Source organism: Cupriavidus lacunae (genome assembly GCF_003353055.1).
GTDB lineage: Bacteria > Pseudomonadota > Gammaproteobacteria > Burkholderiales > Burkholderiaceae > Cupriavidus > Cupriavidus lacunae.
This window is the reverse complement of record NZ_QKWJ01000107.1, coordinates 1-22,455: the sequence shown is the minus strand read 5'-3', so window position 1 is coordinate 22,455 and position 22,455 is coordinate 1. Positions and strand designations below refer to the sequence as shown.

Genomic DNA, 22,455 nt, shown 5'->3' with positions numbered 1-22,455 from the left:
GCGATCAGCAGGGCGGCACCGGAGATTTGGCTGAGGCGTTTCATGATTGACTCCTTGGCGAACGAATACAGAGATGACAGTTCAACGATCGGACCTGCGAGGCTTGGTGTGCAGCGCCATGTTGCGGTCGTTATTGCGTATACGCCGGGAGATCGCGGATCATTCCCCTTGCGGGATTGAAATTTCCAATTGCCGCCATAGCGCCGCGGGGGGCATGCGGTGCAGCGCACGGGCCACTACGCGAGGCTGTGATAAATGCGGAGAACGTTTGGCCTCACATTCCTGACGAGTTCAGCAGGCTCATTCTGGAAGCTGCCGGACGGTCTGCATGACTGGCAGTACCGACGGGTGCTGACTTCACGATACGTGACTCGATTTCAACTCGATTGTCCTGGCCCCATGCACTCGGTCATGGGCGCTGGGGGCAGAGTTGATGGGTCCGGTCGCCCATGGAAGCCAGCCTGGGGCGTTGAACGCCGCCATATGCCCGGGCCTTCTTCGAGCTAGCCCTACTTTCGCAAGCTCGGTGTTGATCCGCGGCGGCACCGAGTCGGAATGCCGCGTAGATACTGGATTTCGCTTGATTCTTTGGTTCGAGAATGCTACATGAAAGAACATGCACATCTTCGAACGAGAAGTCAACGGCCATCGCTACCGTATTGCCGCGCAGTCGGTGTGGGACGCGGAGCGGGGCCGTTCCGTCGCGCGCCAAGTCGTGCTGGGACCGGCCGAGCCGCCGCGAGTTGCGGATCTGAGCGCGACCCAGACGGTGGGTACGCGCGGGGTCGGCGACGTCGGAGCCTTGATCTGGGTGGCCGAGCAACTGGACTTGGTCGGGCGGATTGATCACGCGTGCGCGGGGGTTGGCGCCAAGGATGGCCCGTCGGTGGGTGAGTTGGCGGTGGCTGTGGCGATTCAGCGTGCGTGTGCGCCGGGACCCAAGTGCGAGCTGGGTGATTTTCTGGACGAGAGTTTGCCGCGGCTGTCGTGTTTGCAGGGGTCGGCGTTCACCGGCCAGGCCTTTCATCGCGTCGCGCAGCAGGTGACCGATGAGCAGTTGGAGCAGGCTCAGGTGGCCATTGCGAAGGCCGCGGTGGCCCGCTTCGAGCTGTCCGCCGACGTGCTCGCGTTCGATACGACGAACTTCGATACCCACATCGACACGCAGACGCCCGGCGAACTGGCCCGGCGAGGCCACGCCAAGAGCAAGAGAAGTGAGCTGCGTGTCGTAGGGCTTGGCGTCCTGGTCAGCGAGACCGGGCATGTGCCGCTGTTGTATCGGACGTATCCCGGCAACGGCTCGGACCAGGCCGTGCTCGCGGCGTGCCTGGGTGGGTTGGCGCAGTTGCACGAGGCACTCGACAGCGGTGAGGGCCGCGAGCGGCCGGCGCAGCGCACGGTGGTACGAGACGGCGGATTTTGGAGCCCGCAACTGGAACTCGATCTCGATGCCGCCGGCTACTACAGCCTCATCTCATTGCCACTGGGGCACAAGGCCGCCGAGGAGGCGCTGCGGATGGCGGCGCAGCGCGGTGCGATGAAGCCGCTGTCGGGCAAGCTCAGCGACGTGCGGGCGGCGCGAGTTCGGACCGCCGTGGGCGAGTTGGATCGCACGCTCGTCGTGGTGGAGAGCCAGGAATTGCTGGCGGGCCAGAAACGCGGGATCGCAGTGGCGCTGGGCAAAGCGAAGGTGGAACTGAGCACGCTGGAGGGGTTGATCGAAAAGGGCCGCATCACGCGCAGCCGGCTGGAGCTGCGGGTCAAGAAGGCGCTCGCTCGGGAACACCTGTCGAGCTTCGTCGTGACCACCATCGCCGGCAGCGAAGCGGTACCGACCTTGCATTGGCACGTCGATGCCACGTTGCGCCGCGAACTGGAGAGAACGCGGCTGGGCAAGCGGGTGCTGTGTACGGATCGGCACAACTGGAGCACCGGGCGAATCGTTTCCGCCTTCCGAGGACAGTGGAACGTCGAGGAGCTGTTCCGCAGGGCGAAGAAAGGCGGCGTGGTTCCCTGGGGACCGTCACACCAGTGGGCCGATGGATCGCTGCGCCTGCATACCTTCGCGACCGTGCTTGGCCTGATGCTCGTGAGCTTGGCGCGGATGGCGCTGAGGACCGACGCATCGGCGCGCCGGATGATGGAAGGACTGGCCGAGATCAAGGTGACGCTGGTGAAGACGAAGACCGGGGCAGCGGGAAGACGGCCAACGGCGATGCTGGCACCGGAACTCACGTCCGAGCAGCGCCGCGCCGTGAAAGTCTTCGAGCTGCAGAGGTGGGCACCAATATTATTTCATGTATGACTTCCGAGCCCATTCAGTCATGATTTACGGGCCAAGAGCGCCGATCCGGCGCCTTGCTTTGCGAAAGTAGGGCTAGGCATCCAGCCTGCTGCGCTGCGCGGATTCAGCACCAGGAAGTTTGCCGCCCGGATAGAGGCGCCGGTACGTGGCAAGGCGGGCGAGACGGATCAGACCGGCCGGAACGTCGGCATCGGCGGCCCGTTGTCGGTGGGCGTGAAGGTCAGTTCGACCTTCTGGCCGATGCGCACGCTATCGAGGTCGCAATCGACGATCTGCGTCATCATCGTCACGCCTTCTTCCAGCGTGACGTAGGCCATGCAGAACGGCGTCGGGCCGGCGCGGCGGGTTACGCTGCATGAATAGACGGTGCCGCGTCCGCTGGCCTGCTTCCAGCTCGTGGTGCCCATGCAGTGCGGGCACAGCGTGCGGGGATACCAGTGCGGCTTGCCGCAGTCGTCGCAGTGCTTCACCAGCAGGCGGCCTTCGCGCGCGGCGGCCCAGAACTCGGCGTTGTCCGGATACTCGGTCGGCGCGCTGAAAACGGTGGGGGTGTGAGGTGTGGTCATGGCATGAATCCGTGAAGGGTCTGTCGGGGTGTGCTCACTCGCGTTCGAGGATCAGCGTGGCGCTGCCGTGGCGCGCGCCGAGCAGCCCGCCGGTGCCTTGCGCCAGGGCGAGGCGGCAGTCCGGCACCTGCACGGCCGGATGCGCTTCGCCGCGCAGTTGGCGCACGGCCTCGATCACCTTGGTGATGCCGCCGCGGTTGGCCGGGTGGTTGTTGCACAGGCCGCCGCCGTCGGTGTTGAAGGGCAGCTTGCCGACACCGGAGATCAGGTTCCCGTCCATCACGAACCTGCCGCCTTCGCCCTTCTTGCAGAAGCCGAGGTCTTCCAGTTGCATCAGCACTGTGATCGTGAAGCTGTCGTAGATCGACGCGTACTGAATGTCGGCCGGCGTGACGCCCGCTTCGGCGAACGCCGCCGCACCGGACACCTTCGCCGCCGACCACGTCAGGTCGACCTGTCCACCGAGCTGGCCCTTGATGTGCTCGCCGGCGCCGAGGATCTTCACCTTCGGACGGTTCAGCTTCGCGGCTATTTCCGGACGGGCCACAATCAGCGCGCCGCCGCCATCGGATACCACGCAGCAGTCGAGCTTGTGCAGCGGATCGGAGACGAGTTCCGAATTCACCACGTCTTCCACCGTCACCACGCTGCGCAGCATGGCGTGGGGATTGTGCTGCGCGTGGTGCGATGCGGCCACCTTGATCCATGCCAGTTGCTCGGACGTGGTGCCGTACTCATACATATGGCGCTGGGCGACCATTGCATACGAGTTGACGGTGAGCGGGCTATAGGGCGCCTCGAACGGCATGTCGGGCAGGTTCGGGCCCCAGTTGCGCGCCTTGGTGCCGCTGGAGCCTTCCGAGCGCGGACGGCCCGCCAGCGTGATCAGCGCCACGTTGCACTTGCCCATGGCGATGGCTTGCGCCGCGTGCGACACGTGCGCGAGGTACGACGACCCGCCGGTCTCCGTGGAGTCGACGTGGCGGACCTTCAGCCCGAGGTAGTCGACGATGTTCAGCACGCCCAGTCCGGGCGCGTCGCCGGCGCAGAAATAGCCGTCGACATCGGCCATCGTCAGGCCGGCATCTTCGAGCGCGCCCTTGGCGCATTCGGCGTGGAGTTGGGCGACGGTCTTGTCCGGCGCCTTGCGGGTGGGGTGCTCGTACGCACCGACGATATAGGCCTTGCCATTGATGCTCATGCTTGCTTCCTTGCAGGGGAGGGGGTGATCGGGATAGAACCGGCCTGTCATTCCGGCTCGATGCCGGCGAGGGAGATCAGGCGCTTCCACATCTGCTGGTCGGCCACGATGGTGGCGCGCAATTCGGTGCCATCGCCAGGGAACGGCGTGGTGCCGCGCTGGGCATAGTGCGACGTGGCCTCCGGGGAGTTGACGAACTCCAGCGTGTAGCGCGAGAGCTTGTCGACGATGGGCTGCGGCGTGCCGGCGGGGGCGAACAGGGCGGTCCAGGAGTTCACGCCGGCGCGGGGCAGGCCGGCCTCGGCCATGGTCGGCACTTCCTTCAGTTGCGGCAGCCGGGCCGCGCTGGTCACAGCCAGCGCGCGCAGCTTGCCGGACTGGATGTGCGGCACGGCAGCCGACACTTCCGCCACGCCATAGTCGACGATGCCCGTCATCAGATCGGGCAGCAGGCCGCTCATGGCCTTGTACGGCACGCTCGTGGCCTGGATCTTCGCGGCGTCGTTGAAGTTGGCGACGATGGTGCGGTAGCCGGTGCTCGGCGTGCCGAAGTTCAGCTTGCCGGGGTTGGCGCGGGCGGCCTTCACCAGATCGGCCACCGTGCGATAGGGCGAATTGCCCGGAACGACCAGCACCACCGGCAGCAGCGACATGCGCGCAATGGGCACGAAGTCCTTCAGCGGGTCGTACGGCAACTTCCTGAACAGGAACGGGTTGGCCGCCATGGCGCCCGATGCGGACAGCAGCAGCGTGTAGCCGTCCGGCGCGGCCTTGGCGACGTAGTCGCTGGCAATGATCATGTTGCCGCCCGGCTTGTTCTCCACGACGAAGCTCTGGCCCAGCTTCTGGCCGAGATACTTCGCCAGCAGGCGGGTGTAGTCGTCGGCGCCGGTGCCGGCGCTCGTGATCGACACGATCCGGACCGGGTGGTCCGGATAGGTCTGCGCCGATTGTGCCCTGGCCGGGGCGGGCAGGGGCAGCGTCAGCGCGGCGGTCATGGCCGCGAGCGCGGGGATGAAATGTCGGGTGCGGCCTGCAAAACTGGTCATGGTGTCTCCTCCACGTCTTGATGGATGGTTTTGTCTGGTGCTGCAGGGGTGCTACGGGCAACGCTGGGGCCTCGGCCGTATCTCAGGCCATGCGGCGGTTTCCCTGGATTGAGCGGGTCAGGCGGAAGGTGTTCAGTCGGCGAGGTCCGCTGGCATCCGGCGCCTGATCGGCCACAGGTAGTCCACCGCGGGACTGCCCATGCGATATGTGTGGCACGAGCCGATCAGCGCAGGACGCGGCATCGGCCCTTCGCTGTCCATCGGGCGGCGCCCGTTGCGCTCGGCGCGCATGATGGCCATGGTCGACTGCATTGCCGTGGTCGCCATCGGCCCCAGCAGCCCGGTCAGGTGCGTGCAGCCCTGCACGCCGCCCACCGTGGCCTTGGCCTGCTGGCGGAAGCCACCGCGGATCTGCAGGCCCGTCAGCCCGGCATAGGCGGATTCGATCTCCGGGCAGTACTCGGTGGGGCCAGCCTGGATGCGTGCCGTGACGTCGTGGATGACCATGTCGCGGTCGATGGTCAGGGTCAGGCGCATGTGGTGGATGGCGCCGCCCGGCGGCACCCTCTTGAACAGCAGGTCCGTGCCGGCGGGCGTGATGTCCTGCATCTCGCCTTCGATGTCGATCAGGCCGTCGTCGCGCAGGAAGCCGGTGCAGGTGATCGTGCGGGTGTGGAGGGGGCGGCGGTGGATGGTTGGGGCGGTCGTCATGGTGTCTCCGGGCCGGAGGCGCGCGTGGTCGCGGTGGCCGGGTGGTTCAGGGTCGCGGGATGGGCAGGCTGCGGCGCCTGGCCTGGATCAGCTATCGGTGAGCAGCGCATGGCGCACGCTGCGCAGCACCGTCAGATAGGCCTCGTGGTTCTTCGTCATGCGTCCGGCGGGCCAGGCGAGCGACAGTCCCACCGGCTGGTCGCCTATGTCTACGAAATATAGTAGCATCATACAGTATTTCGTAGTAAATGGAATTCGCCCAAACCGCGCCTCCCTTGCCTCATCAGAACCCGAACAGCGATTTCGCCACGATCCCGCGCTGGATCCCGCTGGAGGCCGCTGGGGGCTGCACGGCCCTGATGGCACATGAACGTCGCGGGTTTGCACCAAATCTCCACCTCGCAGCCTGCTCGGGCTGCTGGTCTTTCAGCTCCGGCTTCGTGCCGGAGCATTTTTTTGATGGGCGGCTACCGCTACCGCGACACCCAGTTCAACACCGGCGCCACGCTCATCCGCAACGACTACGGGTTCGCCGGTTCACGACCTTCCTGTTCGGCTATGCGCTGGCGCCGGGCCAGAAGAACATGGTCGGCGTGACTACCGGCATCCGCCACATCTTCTGATCGACGCCGTATTGGCGGGACTTCGCCCCCCGGATAAGTGCCGCCAATACAGCCGGTGTATCGGTCGACATACCGAAAGTATTTTTCTGCCCTCTCCCCGAAACGTACGATGACTTCACCCGTTTCGAGGAGACACCATGACAGCAGCACCGCGGCAACAAGGGAGCACCGCATGACAGGCCCCCTGCAAGGCGTCCGCATCATCGACATGACCACCGTCCTGATGGGGCCGTACGCCACCCAGATCCTCGGCGACCTCGGCGCTGACGTCATCAAAGTGGAACCGCCTGCCGGCGACACCGTGCGCGACGTGGGCCCCCGTCGCCACGACGGCATGGCCGGCATCTTTCTCCACGTCAACCGCAGCAAGCGCAGCGTCGTGCTCGACCTGAAGAAGCCCGCTGGCCGGGAGGCCCTGCTGCGCCTGGCCGCCGACGCCGATGTGCTGATCTACAACGTCCGCCCGCAGGCAATGGCGCGCCTGAACCTCGGCTACGAGGAAATCGCGAAGGTCAATCCGCGCATCCTGTACGTGGGCGTGTACGGCTACGGCCAGGGCGGCCCGTACGCCGCCAAGTCGGCCTATGACGACCTGATCCAGGGCGCGGTGGCCATCCCGTCGCTCGCCAAGACGGCCGGCGCCGACGTGCCGCGCTACGCACCGAGCGCCATCGCCGACCGCATCGTCGCGCTCGCCGCCGCCAACGCCGTGACCGCGGGGCTGTTCCACCGCGAGCGCACCGGCGAAGGCCAGGCGATCGACGTGCCCATGTTCGAGACCATGGCGCAGTTCGTGCTGGGCGACCACATGGGCGGGCTGACCTTCGATCCGCCCATCGGCCCGAGCGGCTACGCGCGCATCCTCGATCACAACCGCCGCCCATACCGCACGAAGGACGGCCACGTCTGCGTGCTTGTCTACAACGACAAGCAGTGGCGCAAGTTCTTCGACATGATCGGCAGGCCGGGCCTGATGGACAGCGACCCGCGCTTCGCCACCATCGGCGAGCGCACGAAGCATATCGACGAGCTGTACCGGATGGTGGCCGAGGTGATGCCCACGCGCACTTCCGCCGAATGGATTGAACTGCTCGAAGCCGCCGACATGCCAGTGATGCATCTCCACACCATCGACTCGCTGCTGGCCGACCCGCACCTTGGCGCCGTGGGCTTCTTCGACGTGGTGGAACACCCCACCGAAGGCGCGATCCGCTCGATGGCGATCCCGTCGCAATGGTCGAAGACGCCGCCGCAGGTCGAACGCCAGGCCCCGCGCCTGGGCGAGCACAGCGCCGAAGTGCTGGCCGAGGCCGGCTACAGCGCCGCCGACATCCGCAAGCTGGCCGAGGAGGGCGCCACGGTGCTCGCCCCGGCCGCGCAGTAACGCCTGCAGTCACGCTATCCCCGGAGCTTCACCTTGACCACAAGCCTCGAATCCCTGCCGCTCGTCGCCATCCCGCCCGTGGATGACGCGCTGCGCGGCCCCATCCGCGCCTTCCTCGAAGAGAAGCTGGCCGACGTGCCGACGCATGTCCGCGCCCGCACCTGGATGGGCTACGACGCCGACTTCAGCCGCGCCCTCGCAAAGCAGGGCTGGCTGGGCCTCGCCCTGCCCAAGGAATACGGCGGCGCCGGCCGCAGCGCCTTTGCCCGCTTCGTGCTGGTGGAGGAACTGATCGCCGCCGGCGCCCCGGTATCGGCCCACTGGTTCGCCGACCGCCAGACCGCGCCGCTGATACTGAAGTTCGGCACGCCGGCACAGCGCGAGTATTTCGTCCCGCGCATGGTGCGTGGCGAGATCTTCATGTGCATCGGCATGAGCGAGCCCGACACCGGCTCTGACCTGTCCAGCGTGCGCACGCGCGCCGTGCGCACCGGGACCGGCTGGCGCCTGAACGGCCGCAAGATCTGGACGACCAACGCCCATCGCACCCAGTACATGTGCGCGCTGGTGCGGACCTCCGGCCAGCATGGTGACCGCCACAAGGGCCTGTCGCAGGTGCTGATCGACCTGAGCCTGCCCGGCATCAGCTATCGCCCCATCAGGGACCTGGCCGGCGACGCGCACTTCTGCGAAGTCGTGTTCGAGGACGTGGACCTGCCGGCCGACGCCATCGTTGGCGAGGAAGGCTCAGGCTGGAAGCAGGTGACCGCCGAACTCGCCTTCGAGCGTAGCGGCCCGGAACGCATCCTGACCAGCCAACTGCTGGCCGAGACGTGGCTCGCCGAAGTGCGCGCCTCGGGCTTGCCGGTGCCGGATGCGGTGAAAGCCATCGCCGGCCGCATCGCCGGCCGTCTTGCCGCGCTGCGGGCCATGTCGCTCGCCGTGGCCGACCTGCTCGACAAGGGGCAGAACCCCGAGACCGACGCTGCCTACGTCAAGGACCTCGGCACCGAGTTCGAGCAGAGCGTGCCCGGCTGGATCGCCTCGGCCATCGAGCAGATGCCGGACTTCCAGCCGTCGGAGTCGCTGCAGCGCGCCATCGCCTACATCACGCAGCTCTGCCCGAGCTTCTCGCTGCGCGGCGGCACCCGCCAGATCCTGCGCGGCATCATCGCCCGCTCGCTCGGGCTTCGCTAAGACCTATCCGGATACCTGCCATGACTGATTCCCTCCTGGAAGGCTTCGAGCGCGCGCTCGCCGACCTGTGCGCTGATGACGCGGTGCGCCGCAGCGAAGCGGGCGAAGGCGCCGCCGCGCAGTGGGCCGCCATCGACGCCCTTGGCTACACCGACGCCCTCGTGCCCACCGAATGCGGCGGCGCCGGCCTGTCGCTGTCCGAGGCCTTCCCGCTGTTCCTCGCCGCCGGCCGCGCCGGCCTGAGCCACCCGTTCGCCGAGACCGCCATCGCCCGCGCCATGCTGGCGAAGGCGGGGCGCGAGAGCGCGGGCGAGTGCATTGCCATCGCTCCCGCCGCTGCTGCCGGCCAGCACATCGTCTGCCGTAGCGTGCCGGGCGGTGCCCTGGCCGATCTGGTGCTGACACAATGGCACGGCGAGTGGCTGCTGTTGCCGGTGAGCGCCGCCGCTCGCACGCCGGGCATCTACCGCCCGCAGGCATCGGCCTCGCTGCAATGGCAGTCTGCCGAAGAAGCGGTCTTCCGCTTGCGCGAAGACCGCGCCAACCTCGTCGCCCTGTGCAACGCCGCCCACGCCGCGGGCATGGCGGGTGCCATGCAGCGCGTGCTGGCGATGAGCGTCGCCTACGTCAACGACCGGCAGCAGTTCGGCCGCGCCATCAGCCAGTTCCAGGCCATGCAGCAGGAGCTGAGCGTAATGGCCGAGCAGACGAGTTCGTCGGTGTTCGCCGCTCGCCTCGGCTGCGCCGCCGACGGCTACCTCCCTGACCCGCTGCGCGCCGCCACCGCCAAGCTGCGCGCCTGCGAGGCTGGCGAGCGCGTGGCGGCCATCGCGCACGCGGTCCACGGTGCAATCGGCATCACAGAGGAACTTGCGCTGGGCCTCTTCACCCGCCGCCTGCACGAGGGGCGCAGCGTGGCCGGCAGCGAGTCGTACTGCGCCACGCTGCTGGGCGACGCCCTGTTCGCGCAGGACAGTGCGTCGAGCCAGGTCATTCTCGATTTCGCGCGCAACCAGCTTGCGCATCACGCCTGAGGACGCCATGCAGAACACGAAGGATTCCATCGTCATTGTCGGCGCGAAGCGCACGCCCATCGGGGCGTTCAACGGCTCGCTGGCGGCGTTCAAGGCGCCGGAGTTGGGCGCCATCGCCATCCGCGCCGCCGTGACGCAGGCGGGCGTCGATCCGGCTTCGGTCGACGAAGCCATCATGGGCCTGTGCCTCTTCGCCAACGTCGGCCAGGCGCCCGCGCGGCAGGCAGTGCTCGGCGCGGGGCTGCCCACGTCAACGCCGGCCACGACCATCAGCAAGATGTGCGGCTCGGGCATGAAGTCCGTGATGCTGGCGCACGACCTGCTGCTGGCCGGCACCTGCAACGTAGCCGTGGCAGGCGGCATGGAGTCGATGACCAACGCGCCATATGTGGTCCCGCGTGGCCGCCAGGGCTACCGCCTCGGGCACGGCCAGTTCCTCGATCACATGTACTGCGACGGGCTGGAGGACGCCTACGAGGGCCACTTGATGGGCTACTACGCCGACCTCGCCGCCGAGGCACGCGGCATCGGGCGGGAGGCGCAGGATGCCTACGCCCGTGAGAGCCTGCTGCGGGCGCAGGCGTCGGTGGCCGAAGGCCGCTTCCGCGACGAAATCGCGCCGGTCGCCCTCAAGCGCGGCGGCGAGTTCGGCGCGGACGAGACGCCGGGCCAGTGCGACGCCGCCAGGCTGCCGAAGCTCAAGGCCGTCTTCCGCGACGGCGGCTCGGTGACGGCCGGCAACGCCTCGTCGATCTCCGACGGCGCCGCCGCGCTGGTGCTGATGCGCGAAAGCGATGCCGTCCGCCAGGGCGTGACGCCGCTGGCCCGCATCGTCGCCCATGCCACCCACGCCAACCCGCCGCAGCAGTTCGCCGACGCGCCTGTTCTCGCCGCCCGCCGTGTGTTCGACAAGGCCGGCTGGACGGCACGGGATGTCGATCTCTACGAAGTCAACGAGGCGTTCGCCGTGGTCACGATGATCGCGCTGGACGAACTCGGCATCGGCCACGAGCGCCTCAACGTCAACGGCGGCGCCTGCGCGCTCGGCCACCCGGTGGGGGCCACCGGCGCGCGCCTGGTGGTGACGCTGGTCCACGCGCTGAAGCAGCGCGGCCTGAAGCGGGGACTCGCCAGCCTGTGTCTGGGCGGTGGGGAGGCGACCGCTGTTGCCCTCGAACTGTGTTGAGGGGACAGGAATGAGCCTTCAGCATCGCATCGAGAAAACAGTCGGCTGGCTGGTCATGGACCGGGCGGCCGCCATGAACAGCCTGAACCGCGAGATGGCGGCCGCCATGACCGCGCAGCTCAATGCCTGGCGCGACGACCCCGCCGTGCGCGTGGTGGTGCTTACCGGCAGCGGCCGCGCTTTTTGCGCCGGGGCCGACCTGAAGGAAGTGGCCGAGCCGCCTGTCACCGGCGAGCCCGACTTCCTCGACGTGGTGGTCGGCTTCGTCGATACGTTACGCGCCTTCCCGAAGCCAGTGATCGCCGCCGTGAACGGGCTGGCGCTGGCGGGCGGGCTGGAAACCGTGATGGCCTGCGACCTCGTCCTGGCCGCCGAAAGCGCGAAGCTGGGTGATGCCCATTCCAACTTCGGCGTCTTCCCCGGCGCGGGCGGCGCGGCGGTGCTGCCGCGCAAGCTGCCGGTCAATGTGGCGCGCTGGCTGCTGTTCACCGGTGCCAGCTTCACCGCCGCGCAGATGGAGCGCTTCGGGCTGGTCAACGAAGTCGTGGCCGACGCCGAACTCGCGGCCCGCGCGCAAGCCGTGGGCGAACTGCTGGCGGCAAAGAGCCCGCTCGTGCTGGCCCGGATGAAACGCGTGGTGGCCGAAGCGGCCGACAAGTCGCTGTCCGACGCCCTGCGCCACGAACTGCTGGAACTGCGCCACCACCAGCGTTCCCACGACATGAAAGAGGGCCTGCGGGCCTTCGCCGAGAAGCGGCAGCCCGCTTTCAAGGGCTGCTGAACGAATGAGGATTGACATGGACCTGCTTTACTCCGAAGCGCACAAGGCGTTCCGGCAGGAAGTGCGTGACTTCATCGCCGCCAACCTGCCCGACGACATGCGCCAGCGCCTGCGCGCCGGCGGCTTCGCCTCCAAGGCCGACACCGAACTCTGGCAACGCGCGCTGAACCGGCGTGGCTGGGGCGCGCCCGCCTGGCCGAAGGCGTTCGGCGGCGCCGGCTGGGATGCCGCCGACCAGCAGATCTTCGCCGACGAGTGTGCCGCCGCCCCGGCGCCGCCGCCGCACATCTTCAACATCACGATGCTCGGGCCGGTCATCATCCACTTCGGCTCCGACGCCCAGCGCGAGTACTTCCTGCCGAAGCTGCTGAACGCCGACATCCAGGTCTGCCAGGGATTCTCGGAACCCGGCTCCGGTTCCGACCTCGCCTCGCTCAAGACCGCCGCCGTGCGCGAGGGCGACGAATATGTGGTCAACGGCCAGAAGATCTGGACGAGCCAGGCGCATTACTCCGACTGGGTGTTCTGCCTGGTCCGCACCGACCCCAACGCGGTGAAGAAGCAGGCTGGCATCTCGTTCCTGCTGATCGACCTGAAAACGCCCGGCGTGACCGTGCGCCCGATCATCAGCATCGACGGCCGCCACAGCCTGAACGAGGTGTTCTTCGACAACGTGCGGGTTCCCGCCACCAACCTCGTCGGCGAGGAGAACAAGGGCTGGGAGTACGCCAAGTTCCTGCTCGGCCACGAGCGTGCGTATATCGCCGGCATCGGCCGCAACAAGGAGCGCGTGGCATGCGCGAGGGCGCTACTTGCGAAGCTGGAAGGGGAGGGGCATCCGGCGTCCGCGCTGGCGACGTATCGCGGCCAGATCGCCCTGATCGAAGCGGATCTGCACGCGCTAGAAGTGACGCAGTTCCGCATGCAAGGCGGGCACGCCGACATGAAGCTGTCGCCGATGCTCAAGGCGCGCGGCAGCGAGATCTTCCAGGCCATCACCGACGTGATCTGCCGCATGACCGCGCCCGCATCCCTGCGCGCGGACACCGGCTCCCTCACCAAGTCCTACCTGTACTCGCGCGCCGTCTCCATCTTCGGCGGCAGCACCGAAGTGCAGAAGAACATCCTCTCCGCCACCGTGCTCGACCTGTCATGAACCTGCAACTGAACGACGTCCAGCAGCCACTGCAGGACAGCCTGGCGCGGCTGCTGGCCCGCGAATACGACTTCGGCCACCGCCAGCAATACGTGGCGGCCGTGACCGGCCACTCGGCCGGGGTGTGGGCGCAGCTCGCCGAACTCGGCGTGACTGCTGCCGCGATTCCAGAGGCGCATGGCGGCTTCGGCGGCGACGCCGTGGACCACATGGTCATCTCCGAGGCGCTGGGCAAGTGCCTGTCGCTGGAGCCGTACCACGGCACGGTGGTGATGGCGGCGACGGCCATCGGCCTCGTCGGCTCGCAAGCCCAGCAGGCCCGCCTGCTGCCGCGCATCGGACAGGGCGACCTGCAGGTGGCGTGGGCGCACGGCGAAGCGGTGCCCGGGCGCGTGACGGTCTGCGCGGGCCACGGCGTGGACGGCTGGTGGCTCTATGGCGCCAAGCCCTGCGTGCTGCATGGCGCCGGCGCCGAGTACCTGCTCGTCACCGCACAGGCGCCCGGCGAGGGCGTCCAGCTTTTCCTGGTCGATACCCGCACGCAAGGGGTGCACCGCGACGCCTACCGGCTGATCGATGGCACCCCGGCCGCCGACGTGACGCTCGACGGCGCGCCGGCCGAGCGGCTCGGATACCTCACCCCCGAGCTGTTGCAACGGCTGCTCGATACCGGCATCAGCGCCGCCTGCGCCGAGATGGTCGGCGCGATGGACGCCGCCTGCACCCTCACGGTCGCCTACCTGAAGACCCGCAAGCAGTTCGGCCGCCTGATCGGCTCGAACCAGGCGCTCCAGCACCGCGCCGTCGACATGCTGGTGGCGTTGGAGCAGAGCCGCAGCATGTCGGTCTCGCTGGCACTCGCGCTGGCCGGCCGCAACGACCTGACTGGCGCGGACGTGCCGTCGCACGCCGCCAAGGTGTTCGTCACCCGCAACGCACGGCAGGTCTGCCAGGAAGCCATCCAGATGCACGGCGGCATCGGCATGACCGATGAGTACGCGGTGGGCCACTACCTGCGCCGCATTCTCGTGCTCGACCAACTGCATGGCGACATGCAATTCCACCTGGGCCGCCTGGAAGGGCGTCCTGAATAACCCCAAATAGCCTCGAATAACTCCATTACTTCGACAGGAGATCCACCATGACCGACAATAACCTCATGTCTCTGGCCGGCAAGGTCATCATCGTCACCGGCGCCGCGCAGGGCGTGGGCCGTGCCACCGCCGAACTCGCGCTCAAGCTGGGCGCCAGGGTCTGCGTGGTGGACCTGAAGGGCGAGCCCATCGAGGCGCTCGCCGCCGAGCATCCCGACCACGTGCAGGCGTACGTGGGCAACGTGGCCGACCCCGACTTCGTCTCCGCCTCGGTCGAGCACGCCGTGTCGCGCTTCGGCAAGGTCGATGGCCTCGTCAACTGCGCCGGCATCGTGCGCGCCGCGATGATCGAGAACATGACGCTGAAGACCTGGAACGAAGTGATCGACTGCCACCTGACCGGCGCCTTCCTGTGGCTCCAGGCAGTGGGCTCGCGCCTCGTCGAGCGCGCGAAGAACGGCGAGAAGGTCAGCGGCTCGATCGTCAACATCTCGTCCGAAGCCGGCCGTCGCGGTTCGATCGGCCAGATCAACTACGCCTCTGCCAAGGCCGGCATGCTGGGCATGACGATGGCTGCCGCCCGCGAGTGGGGCAAGTACGGTGTGCGCACGAACACCATCTGCCTGGGCATGGTAGAGACGCCGATGACCGAGACCATCCGCAGCGACCGCTTCCGCGACACCTACCTCGCCATGATCCCGATGGGCCGCTGGGCGCAGCCGGAGGAAGTGGCGAGCCCGATCGCCTTCCTGCTGTCGGATGCCGCCGGCTACGTGCTCGGCCAGCACCTCGGCGTGAACGGCGGCTTCCACCTTGCGAGCTGAGGCAGGTATGTCGTCGCGCAAGCTTTTTACCCACGACGAACTGCGCCGAACCTTCCACCCGCGCACTATTGCGGTGGTCGGGGCGACGCCCAACGAGAAAGCCTTCGCCGGGCGCTCGATGGTCAACCTGCGGCAGTTTGATGGCAAGGTGCTGCTGGTCAACCCGCGCTACGAGGAGATCAACGGGGAACGCTGCTACCCGTCGCTCGCAGCGCTGCCCGAAGTGCCGGACTGCGTGTTGATCGCCACCGGGCGCGACACGGTCGAGCCCATCGTGCGCGAGTGCGGCAAGCTGGGCGTGGGCGGCGTGGTGCTGTTCGCGTCGGGCTACGCCGAGACCGGCAATCCGGAGAAGGCGGCCGACCAGGCGCGGCTGGTGGACATCGCCCGGGAGAGCGGCGTGCGCCTGCTCGGCCCCAATACCATCGGCTACGCCAACTACATCAACAACGCGATGGTGTCGTTCACGGCGCTGCCGGCCCGCGAGGGCGTGCTGCCGCCGCACGCGATCGGGCTGGTGAGCCAGTCCGGCGCGCTGGCGTTCGCGCTGGAGCAGGCGGCCAACCACGGCACGGCGTTCAGCCACGTGTTCTCGTGCGGTAATGCGTGCGACATCGACGTGGCCGACCAGATCGCCTACATGGCCGGCGATCCGGCGTGCGCGGCGATTGCCTGCGTGTTCGAGGGGCTGTCCGACGCCAGCCGCATCATCCGCGCCGCCGAGTTGTGCGCGCAAGCCGGCAAGCCGCTGGTCGTCTACAAGATGGCGCGCGGCGAGGCGGGCGCGGCGGCGGCTATGTCGCACACCGGCTCGATGGCGGGGTCCGACCGTGCCTACAGCACGGCGCTGCGCGAGGCCGGCGTGGTGCAGGTCGACACCATCGAGCAACTGGTGCCGACCACGGTGTTCTTCGCCAAGGCGCCGCGCCCGGTTGCGACCGGCGTGGCCATCGTCTCGGGCTCAGGCGGCGCCGGCATCGTGGCTGCCGACGAGGCGGAGCGCTTCGACGTGCCGCTGCCGCAGCCGTGCGATGCCACACGCGCCGTGCTCGAATCGCATATCCCGGACTTCGGCGCCGCCCGCAACCCGTGCGACCTGACGGCCCAGGCCGCCAACAATTTCGACGCCTTCATCCAGTGCGGCGACGCGGTCTTCGCGGATCCCGCCTATGGCGCCGCCGTGGTGCCGCTGGTGGTGACGGGCGAGGGCAACGGTCGCCGCTTCGAGGTGTTCAACGATCTCGCCATCAAGCACGGCAAGATGGCCTGCGGCCTGTGGATGTCGCACTGGATGGAAGGTCCGGAGTCGCGCGAGACCGAGGCGCTGCCCCGGCTGGCGCTGTTCCGCTCGGTGTCGCATTGCTTCGCGGCGCTGGCGGCATGGCATCAGCGCGAGCAGTGGCTGTTGTCCCGACAGACCGAAAGGCCGCCGCGCCTGACCCACCCATCCGTGGCCGCCGACGCGCGTGCCCGCATCCTGGCCGCCCCGGCCCCCACGCTGACCGAGCGCGAGGCGAAGGACGTTCTGGCCTCGTACGGTGTGCCGGTGGTGGGCGAATCGCTGGCGACCAGCGAGGACGCCGCCATCCGGGCCGCCGAGGCGTGCGGCTATCCGGTCGTGCTGAAGGCCGAGAGTCCCGCCATCCCACACAAGTCGGAAGCGGGCGTGATCCGCCTTGGCGTGGCGTCGGCGGAGGAAGTCGCCATCGCCTACCGCGAAGTCATGGCCAACGCCCGCAAGGTGACGACCGACGACTGCATCAACGGCGTGCTGGTGCAAAGCCAGGTGCCGGTCGGGGTCGAGATCCTGGTCGGCGCCCGCGTCGATCCACACCTCGGCGCGCTGCTGGTGGTCGGCCTGGGCGGCGTGATGGTCGAGCTGATGCAGGACACCGTGGCCACCATGGCGCCGTGCTCGACGGAGCAGGCGCGCGGGATGCTGGAGCGGTTGCGCGGCGTGGCGCTGCTCAAGGGCTTCCGGGGTGCGGCCGGCGTGGACATGGAGCACCTGGCGGAGGTCATCGCGAGCCTGTCGGAGTTCGCGGCGGACCAGCGCGACCTGATCGCCGAGTTCGACGTGAATCCACTGATCTGCACGGCGGACCGCATCGTGGCGGTGGACGCGCTGATCGAACGGAAGGACTGACGGCCGGTTCGGCAGAGGCAGGTGGCGCTCCAGAGGGGGCGCGGCTTTTTTTAGGGCTCTTTGGAGAACTCTGAGTAAGCCCTATTGCGTTACTTCCCGCGCTGCCTCCTGCGCCAGCGCCACGAAGTTCCGCGTCGTGGCGTTGCTCGGATCGGGCAGCGTCGCCATGGCGATGCCGAAGTCCATCTGTTCGGGCAATCCGGTCAGGGGGATGTGGCGGATGCCTTCACCGCCCAGCCGGGCGGTGGCGGCCGGCACGAGCGCGACGCCCAGACCGCTTTCCACCAGCGCGAGGATCGTCGGCACCTGCACGGCTTCCTGGGCAATCGGCGGATGGATGCCCGCCGCCTGGAAGGCGTACATCATCAGCGCGTGCATGGTCGGCACGCGGTCTTGCGAATAGACGATGAACGGTGTGTCGCCCAACTCGGAAAGCGCGACGAATTTGCGCGCGGCCAGTGGCGAATCGGCGCTGACCGCCAGCACGAGGGGATCGGGCTGCAGCAGCGTGACCTGGGCGGCTGTCTTGCCGAGCACCGGGAAGCGGACCAGCGCGGCGTCGAGGGTGTGTTCCTCCACGGCGCGCAGCAGGTCGACGGTCGTGGATTCCTCGATCACCAGTTCTACGCATGGGTACCGGGTCCGGAAGGCGCGGATCAGCCGGGGCATCAGCGAATAGACCGACGAGCCGACAAAGCCCACGCGCAGCTTGCCGCGCTCGCCGGCATCCCCTTCGCTCGCGGCGCGGCGGATTTCGTCGGCGAAGAACAGGGTGTTGCGCATCTGCCGCAGCACCAGTTCGCCAACCGGGGTCAGCGTGAGGCCGGACGGCAACCGGTCGAACAGCGTGGCGCCGAGTTCCTCCTCCAGCTTGCGGATAGCCGTGGACAGGGGCGGCTGCGCCATGCACAGGCGCTCGGCGGCGCGGTGGAAGTTCAGGGTTTCGCTCAGGACGAGGGCCTGGCGCATTTGTCGGAGGTCCATTTCTACTGCTCTGGGATTGTTAGCGCCTGCTGCGCGCCTCCGGGGAGACAGGTCGCTCTGCTCCCGGGCGAGGACGTCAAACACGGCTACGGTGTGGCCGGCGGCGGGGATGAGCGAGGGAGTTCGGGGTCCGGGGAATGGTATTTTATTACGGTATACGGGATAACAATACGATATGTCGAAGAATATAGCAATGGATTTAGAGATTTAGGGCTGTTGCGCGATTGGTCGTACAAGTCGGCCCGACTGTCCGTGTGCGGATTCGAGAGGTTTAGTGTGGCTTCACCGAGGCCCGAGGCGCCGCCGGTGACGAGGACGGCGTTGTCGCGGATGTCCATGGCCTGTCCCCCTTAACGCTTCAGCTTCGCCATGTAGCTGTCGAGCGCAGCCTCGTGGTCGGCGGTGTGGTGGGCCAGCGCCTGGAAGCCGGCGGACATTTCGAGGATGGTGTCGAGCCGTGCGTGCTGGCCTTCCTTCAGCAGCCGCTTCGCCATGCGCAGCGCGTGGCCGGGATTGGCGGCGATGCGCTGCGCCAGTTCCATCGCAGTGGGCATCAGCGCCCCGGGCGGCACCACGCGGGAAACGAGGCCCCATTCGAGCGCCTGCGCGGCGTCGATGGTGTCGCCGGTGAAGCACAGCTCCGCCGCGCGCGACATGCCCACGGCACGCGGCAGCAGCCACGCGCCGCCGTCGCCCGGAATCAGGCCCAGCTTGACGAAGGTGGCGGCGAAGATGGCCTGCTCCGACGCGATGCGGATATCGCAGGTGCAGACCAGGTCGTTGCCCGCGCCGAGCGCAGGGCCGTTGACGGCGGCGATCACCGGCACTTCCAGGTTCGACAGCGCCAGCGGCAGGCGCTGGATGCCGTCGCGGTAGGCGTAACGGGCCATGACCGGCTCGCCCGACTCGCGGCCGAAGGTGGTGCGCAGGCTCTTGAGGTTGCCGCCGGACGAGAAGGCGGGGCCGGCACCGGTCAACACGACCACGCGCACGGAATGGTCGCGGTTGACGGCTTCGCACATCGCGACCAGCGCCTCCACGGCGTCGTCGTCGGACAGCGCGTTGCGCGTCTCCGGACGGTTCATGGTGACGATGGCGATGGCACCTTCGCGTTGGATATCGAGGAAGGGATTCATGACTTGCGTAGACATAGAGAGGCCGGGAACGCCGGCCGGTTGCTGAAACCAGTTTGGCGATGCGCGTTCACGCGGCCCCGCGCGCCTTCTCCGACGCGGCGCGCGCCGCCTCGATCCGGTCGGGCGGCAGCCAGCCGGCGAGGACTTGCGCGATATCGCGCACATCCGGCTCGCGCGGCGCCGAAGGCGGCACCGACGGTGTGCGGCTGAAGCGCGGCGCCGGGGCGGGGTGCATGACTCCGTCGACCTCGACAAAGGTCCCGCGCGCCTGAAGGTGCGGGTGGCGGGGCGCGTCCTCGTAGCTCAGGACGGGGGCGAAGCAGGCGTCGGTGCCCTCGAGCAGCGCGCACCATTCGTCGCGGGTGCGGGTGCGGAAGACCTCGGCGAGCGCGGCGCTGGCGGTGTCCCAGTTGGCGGGGTCGGTCTGGGCGCCCAGGCTGGCCGGGTCGACGCCGATACGGGCGAGCAAGTCGTGGTAGAAGCGGGCCTCGATGGGGCCGACCGAGATCCAGCCGCCGTCCTTGCACTGGTAGACGTTGTAGTAGTGCGAGCCGGAGTCGAGCACATTGGTGCCGCGTTCCTGCCGCCACTGGCCGGCGGCCGTCATGCCGAAGAATACCGCGCCCAGCGCCGCCGCGCCGTCGACGATGGCGGCGTCGACGACCTGCCCCTTGCCGGATTTACCGGCTTCGATCAGCGCGGCGAGCACGCCGCAGACGAGGAACATGCCGCCGCCGGCGAAGTCGCCCAGATAGGCCGGCGGAATGGCGGGCGGGCCGTCGCGCTGGCCGATGGCGTTGAGCGCGCCGGTGAGGGCGATGTAGTTGATGTCATGCCCGGCCGTATGGGCCAGCGGGCCGTGCTGGCCCCAGCCGGTGATGCGGCCGTAGACGAGGCGCGGGTTCCGCGCCAGGCATGCGTCCGGGCCGAGGCCCATGCGCTCGGTCACGCCGGGGCGGAAGCCCTCGATCAGCGCGTCGGCCTGCTCTACCAAATCCAGCACGGTGGCGACGCCTTGCGGGTCTTTCAGGTCCAGCGCGATCGACTTGCGGTTGCGCAGCATGAGGTCGAAGCGGCGCTCGCGCTTCACGCCGAGGTCGGTGTCGCCGGGACGCTCGATGCGCAGCACCTCGGCGCCCATGTCGGCCAGCATCATGCCGGCCAGCGGGCCGGGACCGATGCCGGCCAGTTCGATTACCCTGATGCCCGCGAGCGGGCCCTTCTTCGGTTCGTTGTCTTGCATGTCGGGGCTTTACTCCACGGGGATGCCTGCGGTCTTGACGATGTCGCGCGTGCGCTGGATCTCGGCGAGCTGGAAGTCGCGCAGTTGCTGCGGGCCTCCTGGATAGACGGTGGCTCCGAGGTTTTCGATGAACTTGACACTGTCGGGCTTCTGCATCCCCGTGCGCACGGCGTCGGAAAGCGCCTTCACGACCGGCGCGGATACCCTGGCGGGCGCGAACAGGCCGGTCCAGGCCGTGACCTCGAAGCCCGGCGCGCCGCTTTCGGCGACGGTGGGCACCTGCGGCAATTCCTTGAGGCGACGGGAGTCCGTCACGGCCAGCGCGCGCATGCGGCCGGCGCGGATCAGGGGCAAGACCGCGCTGATCTCGCCGATGGAGTAGTCCACGTTGCCTGCGGCCACGTCGGTCATGGCCGGTGCGGTGCCCTTGTAGGAGATGGGGTTGCCCTTGATGCCGAAGCGCTCGTGGAAGAGTTCGACGTAGACCTGGTAGCCCGCGCTGCCGGCAGCGTAGTTCAGCTTGCCGGGCGCCTTGCGGGCGGCGCTGACGAGCTCGCCGAGCGACTTGTACGGGGAAGTGGACGGCACGACCACGGCCATGGCGAAGCGGGCGATGCGCTCCACCGGCACGAAGTCCTTCACCGGGTCGTACGGCAGGCTCTTGAACACGGCAGCGTTGGTGACCATCGAGGAATTGCTGCCGATGAACAGGGTGCAGCCGTCGGGCGCCGCCTCGGCCGCCGCGCGCGCGCCGATGAAGCCGTTGGCGCCGGGGCGGTTCTCGACCACGAAGGGCTGGTGGAACGTCTCGGACAGATGCTGGGCGATGAAGCGGGCCGTGGTGTCGGCGCCGCTGCCCGGCGGCAGCGACACGATGATCTTGACCGGGTGGTTCGGGTAGCCGGTCTGGGCCAGTGCCAGCGAGCCGGTCAATACAGGGGGCAAAGCGAATAGGGCCAGCGATGCGACCATCCGGCGTCGCCCGGCGGAGTGGAATGCCATGTCGTCTCCTTGTCAGTCGTTCTGTTCCCGGGAGCCGGGTTCCCTGGATGCTAAGGAGCATTTCAAGGCCCTTCCGGCCTCGGCGTGGGCGGAGAAACGGAGATGAGCTATACCGGTGAACGGCAGCGCCGCGATGACCGACGGCCCAATGGTGCGCGCTCGCGGCATGCACGCCGTGGAGTGAGCCCGCTTAGGAGCATGGTCCGGGATTCGTCGGCGACAGTGGTGAGCGGCGCGAGCCGCATCCCGTTCTGGAGATCGAGTCAACTTCGACGCTTCCCATGGCGCTGCCGTTCACTGACGATTCTGGAGCCGGCCATGGCGATGCGCAAGCGAGAAGACGAGGTGTTCCCGAACGCGGCGGGGATCGATGTGGGCGCGTCGAGCCACTGGGCGGCGGTGCCAAAGCAGGCAGCGGCCGAGCCGGTGCGCGAGTTCGGCGCCATGACCGATGACCTGCACGCGCTGGCCGACTGGCTGCTCGCTTGTGGGGTCGACACGGTGGCGCTCGAGTCCACCGGGGTGTACTGGATCCCGGTGTATGAGGTGCTCGAGCAGCATGGCCNTTGACGGTCTGGCTGGTCGATGCGCGGCAGATGAAATACGTGCCCGGCCGCAAGAGCGACGTGCTCGATTGCCAGTGGCTGCAGAAGCTCATGAGCCTGGGGCTGCTGCGCGCGGCCTGGCGCCCCGGCGACGAGGTCTGTGTCGTGCGCGCGGTGGTGCGCCAGCGCGAGGTGCTGCTCACCGAGCAGGCCAACTGGGTGCAGCGCATGCAGAAGGCACTGGTGCAGATGAACCTGCAGCTCACCGAAGTGCTCACCGACGTGATG

21 protein-coding genes and 1 pseudogene are annotated in these 22,455 nt (G+C 68.1%); 13 read left to right on the top strand and 9 right to left on the bottom strand.

Annotated features, from left to right (window positions below; all coding sequences use genetic code 11):
- Both DN412_RS44230 and DN412_RS38255 read left to right on the top strand, forming a co-directional pair.
- A partial coding sequence (locus DN412_RS44230) for a hypothetical protein (RefSeq protein WP_208647744.1) occupies nt 1–180 on the top strand: 180 nt, incomplete at its 5' end.
- 436 nt (nt 181–616) lie between these two features.
- The gene (locus tag DN412_RS38255) at nt 617–2,305 is read left to right on the top strand and encodes an IS1634 family transposase (protein ID WP_115216294.1); all 1,689 of its coding nucleotides are present in this window, start codon (nt 617–619) and stop codon (nt 2,303–2,305) included.
- A gap of 167 nt (nt 2,306–2,472) precedes the next feature.
- Here DN412_RS38255 and DN412_RS38250 read toward each other — a convergent pair whose 3' ends face one another.
- From DN412_RS38250 to DN412_RS43640, 5 genes are all read right to left on the bottom strand, one after another.
- Nucleotides 2,473–2,871, bottom strand: a complete 399-nt coding sequence (locus DN412_RS38250) for a Zn-ribbon domain-containing OB-fold protein (RefSeq protein WP_078196927.1) — start codon at nt 2,869–2,871, stop codon at nt 2,473–2,475.
- A gap of 34 nt (nt 2,872–2,905) precedes the next feature.
- Nucleotides 2,906–4,072, bottom strand: coding sequence for a thiolase domain-containing protein (locus DN412_RS38245; RefSeq protein ID WP_115216293.1), 1,167 nt, complete (start codon nt 4,070–4,072; stop codon nt 2,906–2,908).
- Nucleotides 4,073–4,119: 47 nt separating this feature from the next.
- A complete protein-coding gene (locus DN412_RS38240) occupies nt 4,120–5,121 on the bottom strand; it encodes a Bug family tripartite tricarboxylate transporter substrate binding protein (RefSeq protein ID WP_244223020.1) in 1,002 nt (333 codons plus the stop codon).
- Between the two features lie 132 nt (nt 5,122–5,253).
- Complete coding sequence (locus DN412_RS38235; RefSeq protein ID WP_115216292.1) at nt 5,254–5,832, bottom strand: DUF2889 domain-containing protein; 579 nt, start codon at nt 5,830–5,832, stop codon at nt 5,254–5,256.
- An 87-nt stretch (nt 5,833–5,919) separates the two neighbouring features.
- Nucleotides 5,920–6,063 carry a hypothetical protein gene (locus DN412_RS43640; protein WP_161564109.1) on the bottom strand — a complete coding sequence of 48 codons (144 nt, stop codon included), beginning with the start codon at nt 6,061–6,063 and terminating at the stop codon, nt 5,920–5,922.
- Nucleotides 6,064–6,080: 17 nt separating this feature from the next.
- Between DN412_RS43640 and DN412_RS38230 the strand changes: the two genes are divergently transcribed.
- The 10 genes from DN412_RS38230 to DN412_RS38185 all read left to right on the top strand — a co-directional run bounded on the left by DN412_RS38230 (nt 6,081) and on the right by DN412_RS38185 (nt 17,257).
- Entirely contained in the window at nt 6,081–6,455 is a 375-nt protein-coding gene (locus tag DN412_RS38230; protein ID WP_115216291.1) for a hypothetical protein, read from the top strand.
- Between the two features lie 172 nt (nt 6,456–6,627).
- Nucleotides 6,628–7,839 carry a CaiB/BaiF CoA transferase family protein gene (locus tag DN412_RS38225; RefSeq protein WP_115216290.1) on the top strand — a complete coding sequence of 404 codons (1,212 nt, stop codon included), beginning with the start codon at nt 6,628–6,630 and terminating at the stop codon, nt 7,837–7,839.
- Nucleotides 7,840–7,872: 33 nt separating this feature from the next.
- Nucleotides 7,873–9,036 (top strand): acyl-CoA dehydrogenase family protein, encoded by a 1,164-nt coding sequence (locus tag DN412_RS38220; protein WP_115216289.1) that lies wholly within the window; start codon nt 7,873–7,875, stop codon nt 9,034–9,036.
- Nucleotides 9,037–9,056: 20 nt separating this feature from the next.
- Nucleotides 9,057–10,070 carry an acyl-CoA dehydrogenase family protein gene (locus tag DN412_RS38215; RefSeq protein ID WP_115216288.1) on the top strand — a complete coding sequence of 338 codons (1,014 nt, stop codon included), beginning with the start codon at nt 9,057–9,059 and terminating at the stop codon, nt 10,068–10,070.
- Between the two features lie 7 nt (nt 10,071–10,077).
- Entirely contained in the window at nt 10,078–11,256 is a 1,179-nt protein-coding gene (locus DN412_RS38210) for a thiolase family protein (protein ID WP_115216295.1), read from the top strand.
- A gap of 10 nt (nt 11,257–11,266) precedes the next feature.
- On the top strand, nt 11,267–12,037 hold the full coding sequence (locus tag DN412_RS38205) for an enoyl-CoA hydratase/isomerase family protein (RefSeq protein ID WP_115216287.1): 771 nt from the start codon (nt 11,267–11,269) through the stop codon (nt 12,035–12,037).
- Between the two features lie 16 nt (nt 12,038–12,053).
- Nucleotides 12,054–13,193 carry an acyl-CoA dehydrogenase family protein gene (locus DN412_RS38200; RefSeq protein ID WP_115216286.1) on the top strand — a complete coding sequence of 380 codons (1,140 nt, stop codon included), beginning with the start codon at nt 12,054–12,056 and terminating at the stop codon, nt 13,191–13,193.
- The gene (locus DN412_RS38195; protein WP_115216285.1) at nt 13,190–14,287 is read left to right on the top strand and encodes an acyl-CoA dehydrogenase family protein; all 1,098 of its coding nucleotides are present in this window, start codon (nt 13,190–13,192) and stop codon (nt 14,285–14,287) included. The genes DN412_RS38200 and DN412_RS38195 overlap by 4 nt, the downstream gene beginning before the upstream one ends.
- Before the next feature lie 47 nt (nt 14,288–14,334).
- Nucleotides 14,335–15,111 (top strand): SDR family NAD(P)-dependent oxidoreductase, encoded by a 777-nt coding sequence (locus DN412_RS38190; RefSeq protein ID WP_115216284.1) that lies wholly within the window; start codon nt 14,335–14,337, stop codon nt 15,109–15,111.
- Nucleotides 15,112–15,118: 7 nt separating this feature from the next.
- Nucleotides 15,119–17,257 carry an acetate--CoA ligase family protein gene (locus tag DN412_RS38185; protein WP_115216283.1) on the top strand — a complete coding sequence of 713 codons (2,139 nt, stop codon included), beginning with the start codon at nt 15,119–15,121 and terminating at the stop codon, nt 17,255–17,257.
- Between the two features lie 81 nt (nt 17,258–17,338).
- Here the strand turns inward: DN412_RS38185 and DN412_RS38180 are convergent, their stop codons facing one another.
- From DN412_RS38180 to DN412_RS38165, 4 genes are all read right to left on the bottom strand, one after another.
- Nucleotides 17,339–18,241 carry a LysR family transcriptional regulator gene (locus DN412_RS38180; RefSeq protein ID WP_115216282.1) on the bottom strand — a complete coding sequence of 301 codons (903 nt, stop codon included), beginning with the start codon at nt 18,239–18,241 and terminating at the stop codon, nt 17,339–17,341.
- 350 nt (nt 18,242–18,591) lie between these two features.
- Nucleotides 18,592–19,377 (bottom strand): crotonase/enoyl-CoA hydratase family protein, encoded by a 786-nt coding sequence (locus DN412_RS38175; protein WP_115216281.1) that lies wholly within the window; start codon nt 19,375–19,377, stop codon nt 18,592–18,594.
- 67 nt (nt 19,378–19,444) lie between these two features.
- The gene (locus DN412_RS38170; RefSeq protein ID WP_115216280.1) at nt 19,445–20,620 is read right to left on the bottom strand and encodes a CaiB/BaiF CoA transferase family protein; all 1,176 of its coding nucleotides are present in this window, start codon (nt 20,618–20,620) and stop codon (nt 19,445–19,447) included.
- 9 nt (nt 20,621–20,629) lie between these two features.
- A complete protein-coding gene (locus tag DN412_RS38165; RefSeq protein WP_425267482.1) occupies nt 20,630–21,592 on the bottom strand; it encodes a Bug family tripartite tricarboxylate transporter substrate binding protein in 963 nt (320 codons plus the stop codon).
- 348 nt (nt 21,593–21,940) lie between these two features.
- Between DN412_RS38165 and DN412_RS38160 the strand changes: the two are divergent.
- Nucleotides 21,941–22,455, top strand: a pseudogene (locus tag DN412_RS38160) (IS110 family RNA-guided transposase); the annotation flags it as partial.

Bases quoted from the DNA above. Each gene is read 5' to 3' on its own strand.
- DN412_RS38255 (WP_115216294.1), top strand. From the start codon at position 617: ATGCACATCTTCGAACGAGAAGTCAACGGCCATCGCTACCGTATTGCC.
- DN412_RS38250 (WP_078196927.1), bottom strand. From the start codon at position 2,871: ATGACCACACCTCACACCCCCACCGTTTTCAGCGCGCCGACCGAGTAT.
- DN412_RS38245 (WP_115216293.1), bottom strand. From the start codon at position 4,072: ATGAGCATCAATGGCAAGGCCTATATCGTCGGTGCGTACGAGCACCCC.
- DN412_RS38240 (WP_244223020.1), bottom strand. From the start codon at position 5,121: ATGACCAGTTTTGCAGGCCGCACCCGACATTTCATCCCCGCGCTCGCG.
- DN412_RS38235 (WP_115216292.1), bottom strand. From the start codon at position 5,832: ATGACGACCGCCCCAACCATCCACCGCCGCCCCCTCCACACCCGCACG.
- DN412_RS43640 (WP_161564109.1), bottom strand. From the start codon at position 6,063: ATGATGCTACTATATTTCGTAGACATAGGCGACCAGCCGGTGGGACTG.
- DN412_RS38230 (WP_115216291.1), top strand. From the start codon at position 6,081: ATGGAATTCGCCCAAACCGCGCCTCCCTTGCCTCATCAGAACCCGAAC.
- DN412_RS38225 (WP_115216290.1), top strand. From the start codon at position 6,628: ATGACAGGCCCCCTGCAAGGCGTCCGCATCATCGACATGACCACCGTC.
- DN412_RS38215 (WP_115216288.1), top strand. From the start codon at position 9,057: ATGACTGATTCCCTCCTGGAAGGCTTCGAGCGCGCGCTCGCCGACCTG.
- DN412_RS38210 (WP_115216295.1), top strand. From the start codon at position 10,078: ATGCAGAACACGAAGGATTCCATCGTCATTGTCGGCGCGAAGCGCACG.
- DN412_RS38205 (WP_115216287.1), top strand. From the start codon at position 11,267: ATGAGCCTTCAGCATCGCATCGAGAAAACAGTCGGCTGGCTGGTCATG.
- DN412_RS38200 (WP_115216286.1), top strand. From the start codon at position 12,054: ATGGACCTGCTTTACTCCGAAGCGCACAAGGCGTTCCGGCAGGAAGTG.
- DN412_RS38195 (WP_115216285.1), top strand. From the start codon at position 13,190: ATGAACCTGCAACTGAACGACGTCCAGCAGCCACTGCAGGACAGCCTG.
- DN412_RS38190 (WP_115216284.1), top strand. From the start codon at position 14,335: ATGACCGACAATAACCTCATGTCTCTGGCCGGCAAGGTCATCATCGTC.
- DN412_RS38185 (WP_115216283.1), top strand. From the start codon at position 15,119: ATGTCGTCGCGCAAGCTTTTTACCCACGACGAACTGCGCCGAACCTTC.
- DN412_RS38180 (WP_115216282.1), bottom strand. From the start codon at position 18,241: ATGGACCTCCGACAAATGCGCCAGGCCCTCGTCCTGAGCGAAACCCTG.
- DN412_RS38175 (WP_115216281.1), bottom strand. From the start codon at position 19,377: ATGAATCCCTTCCTCGATATCCAACGCGAAGGTGCCATCGCCATCGTC.
- DN412_RS38170 (WP_115216280.1), bottom strand. From the start codon at position 20,620: ATGCAAGACAACGAACCGAAGAAGGGCCCGCTCGCGGGCATCAGGGTA.
- DN412_RS38165 (WP_425267482.1), bottom strand. From the start codon at position 21,592: ATGGTCGCATCGCTGGCCCTATTCGCTTTGCCCCCTGTATTGACCGGC.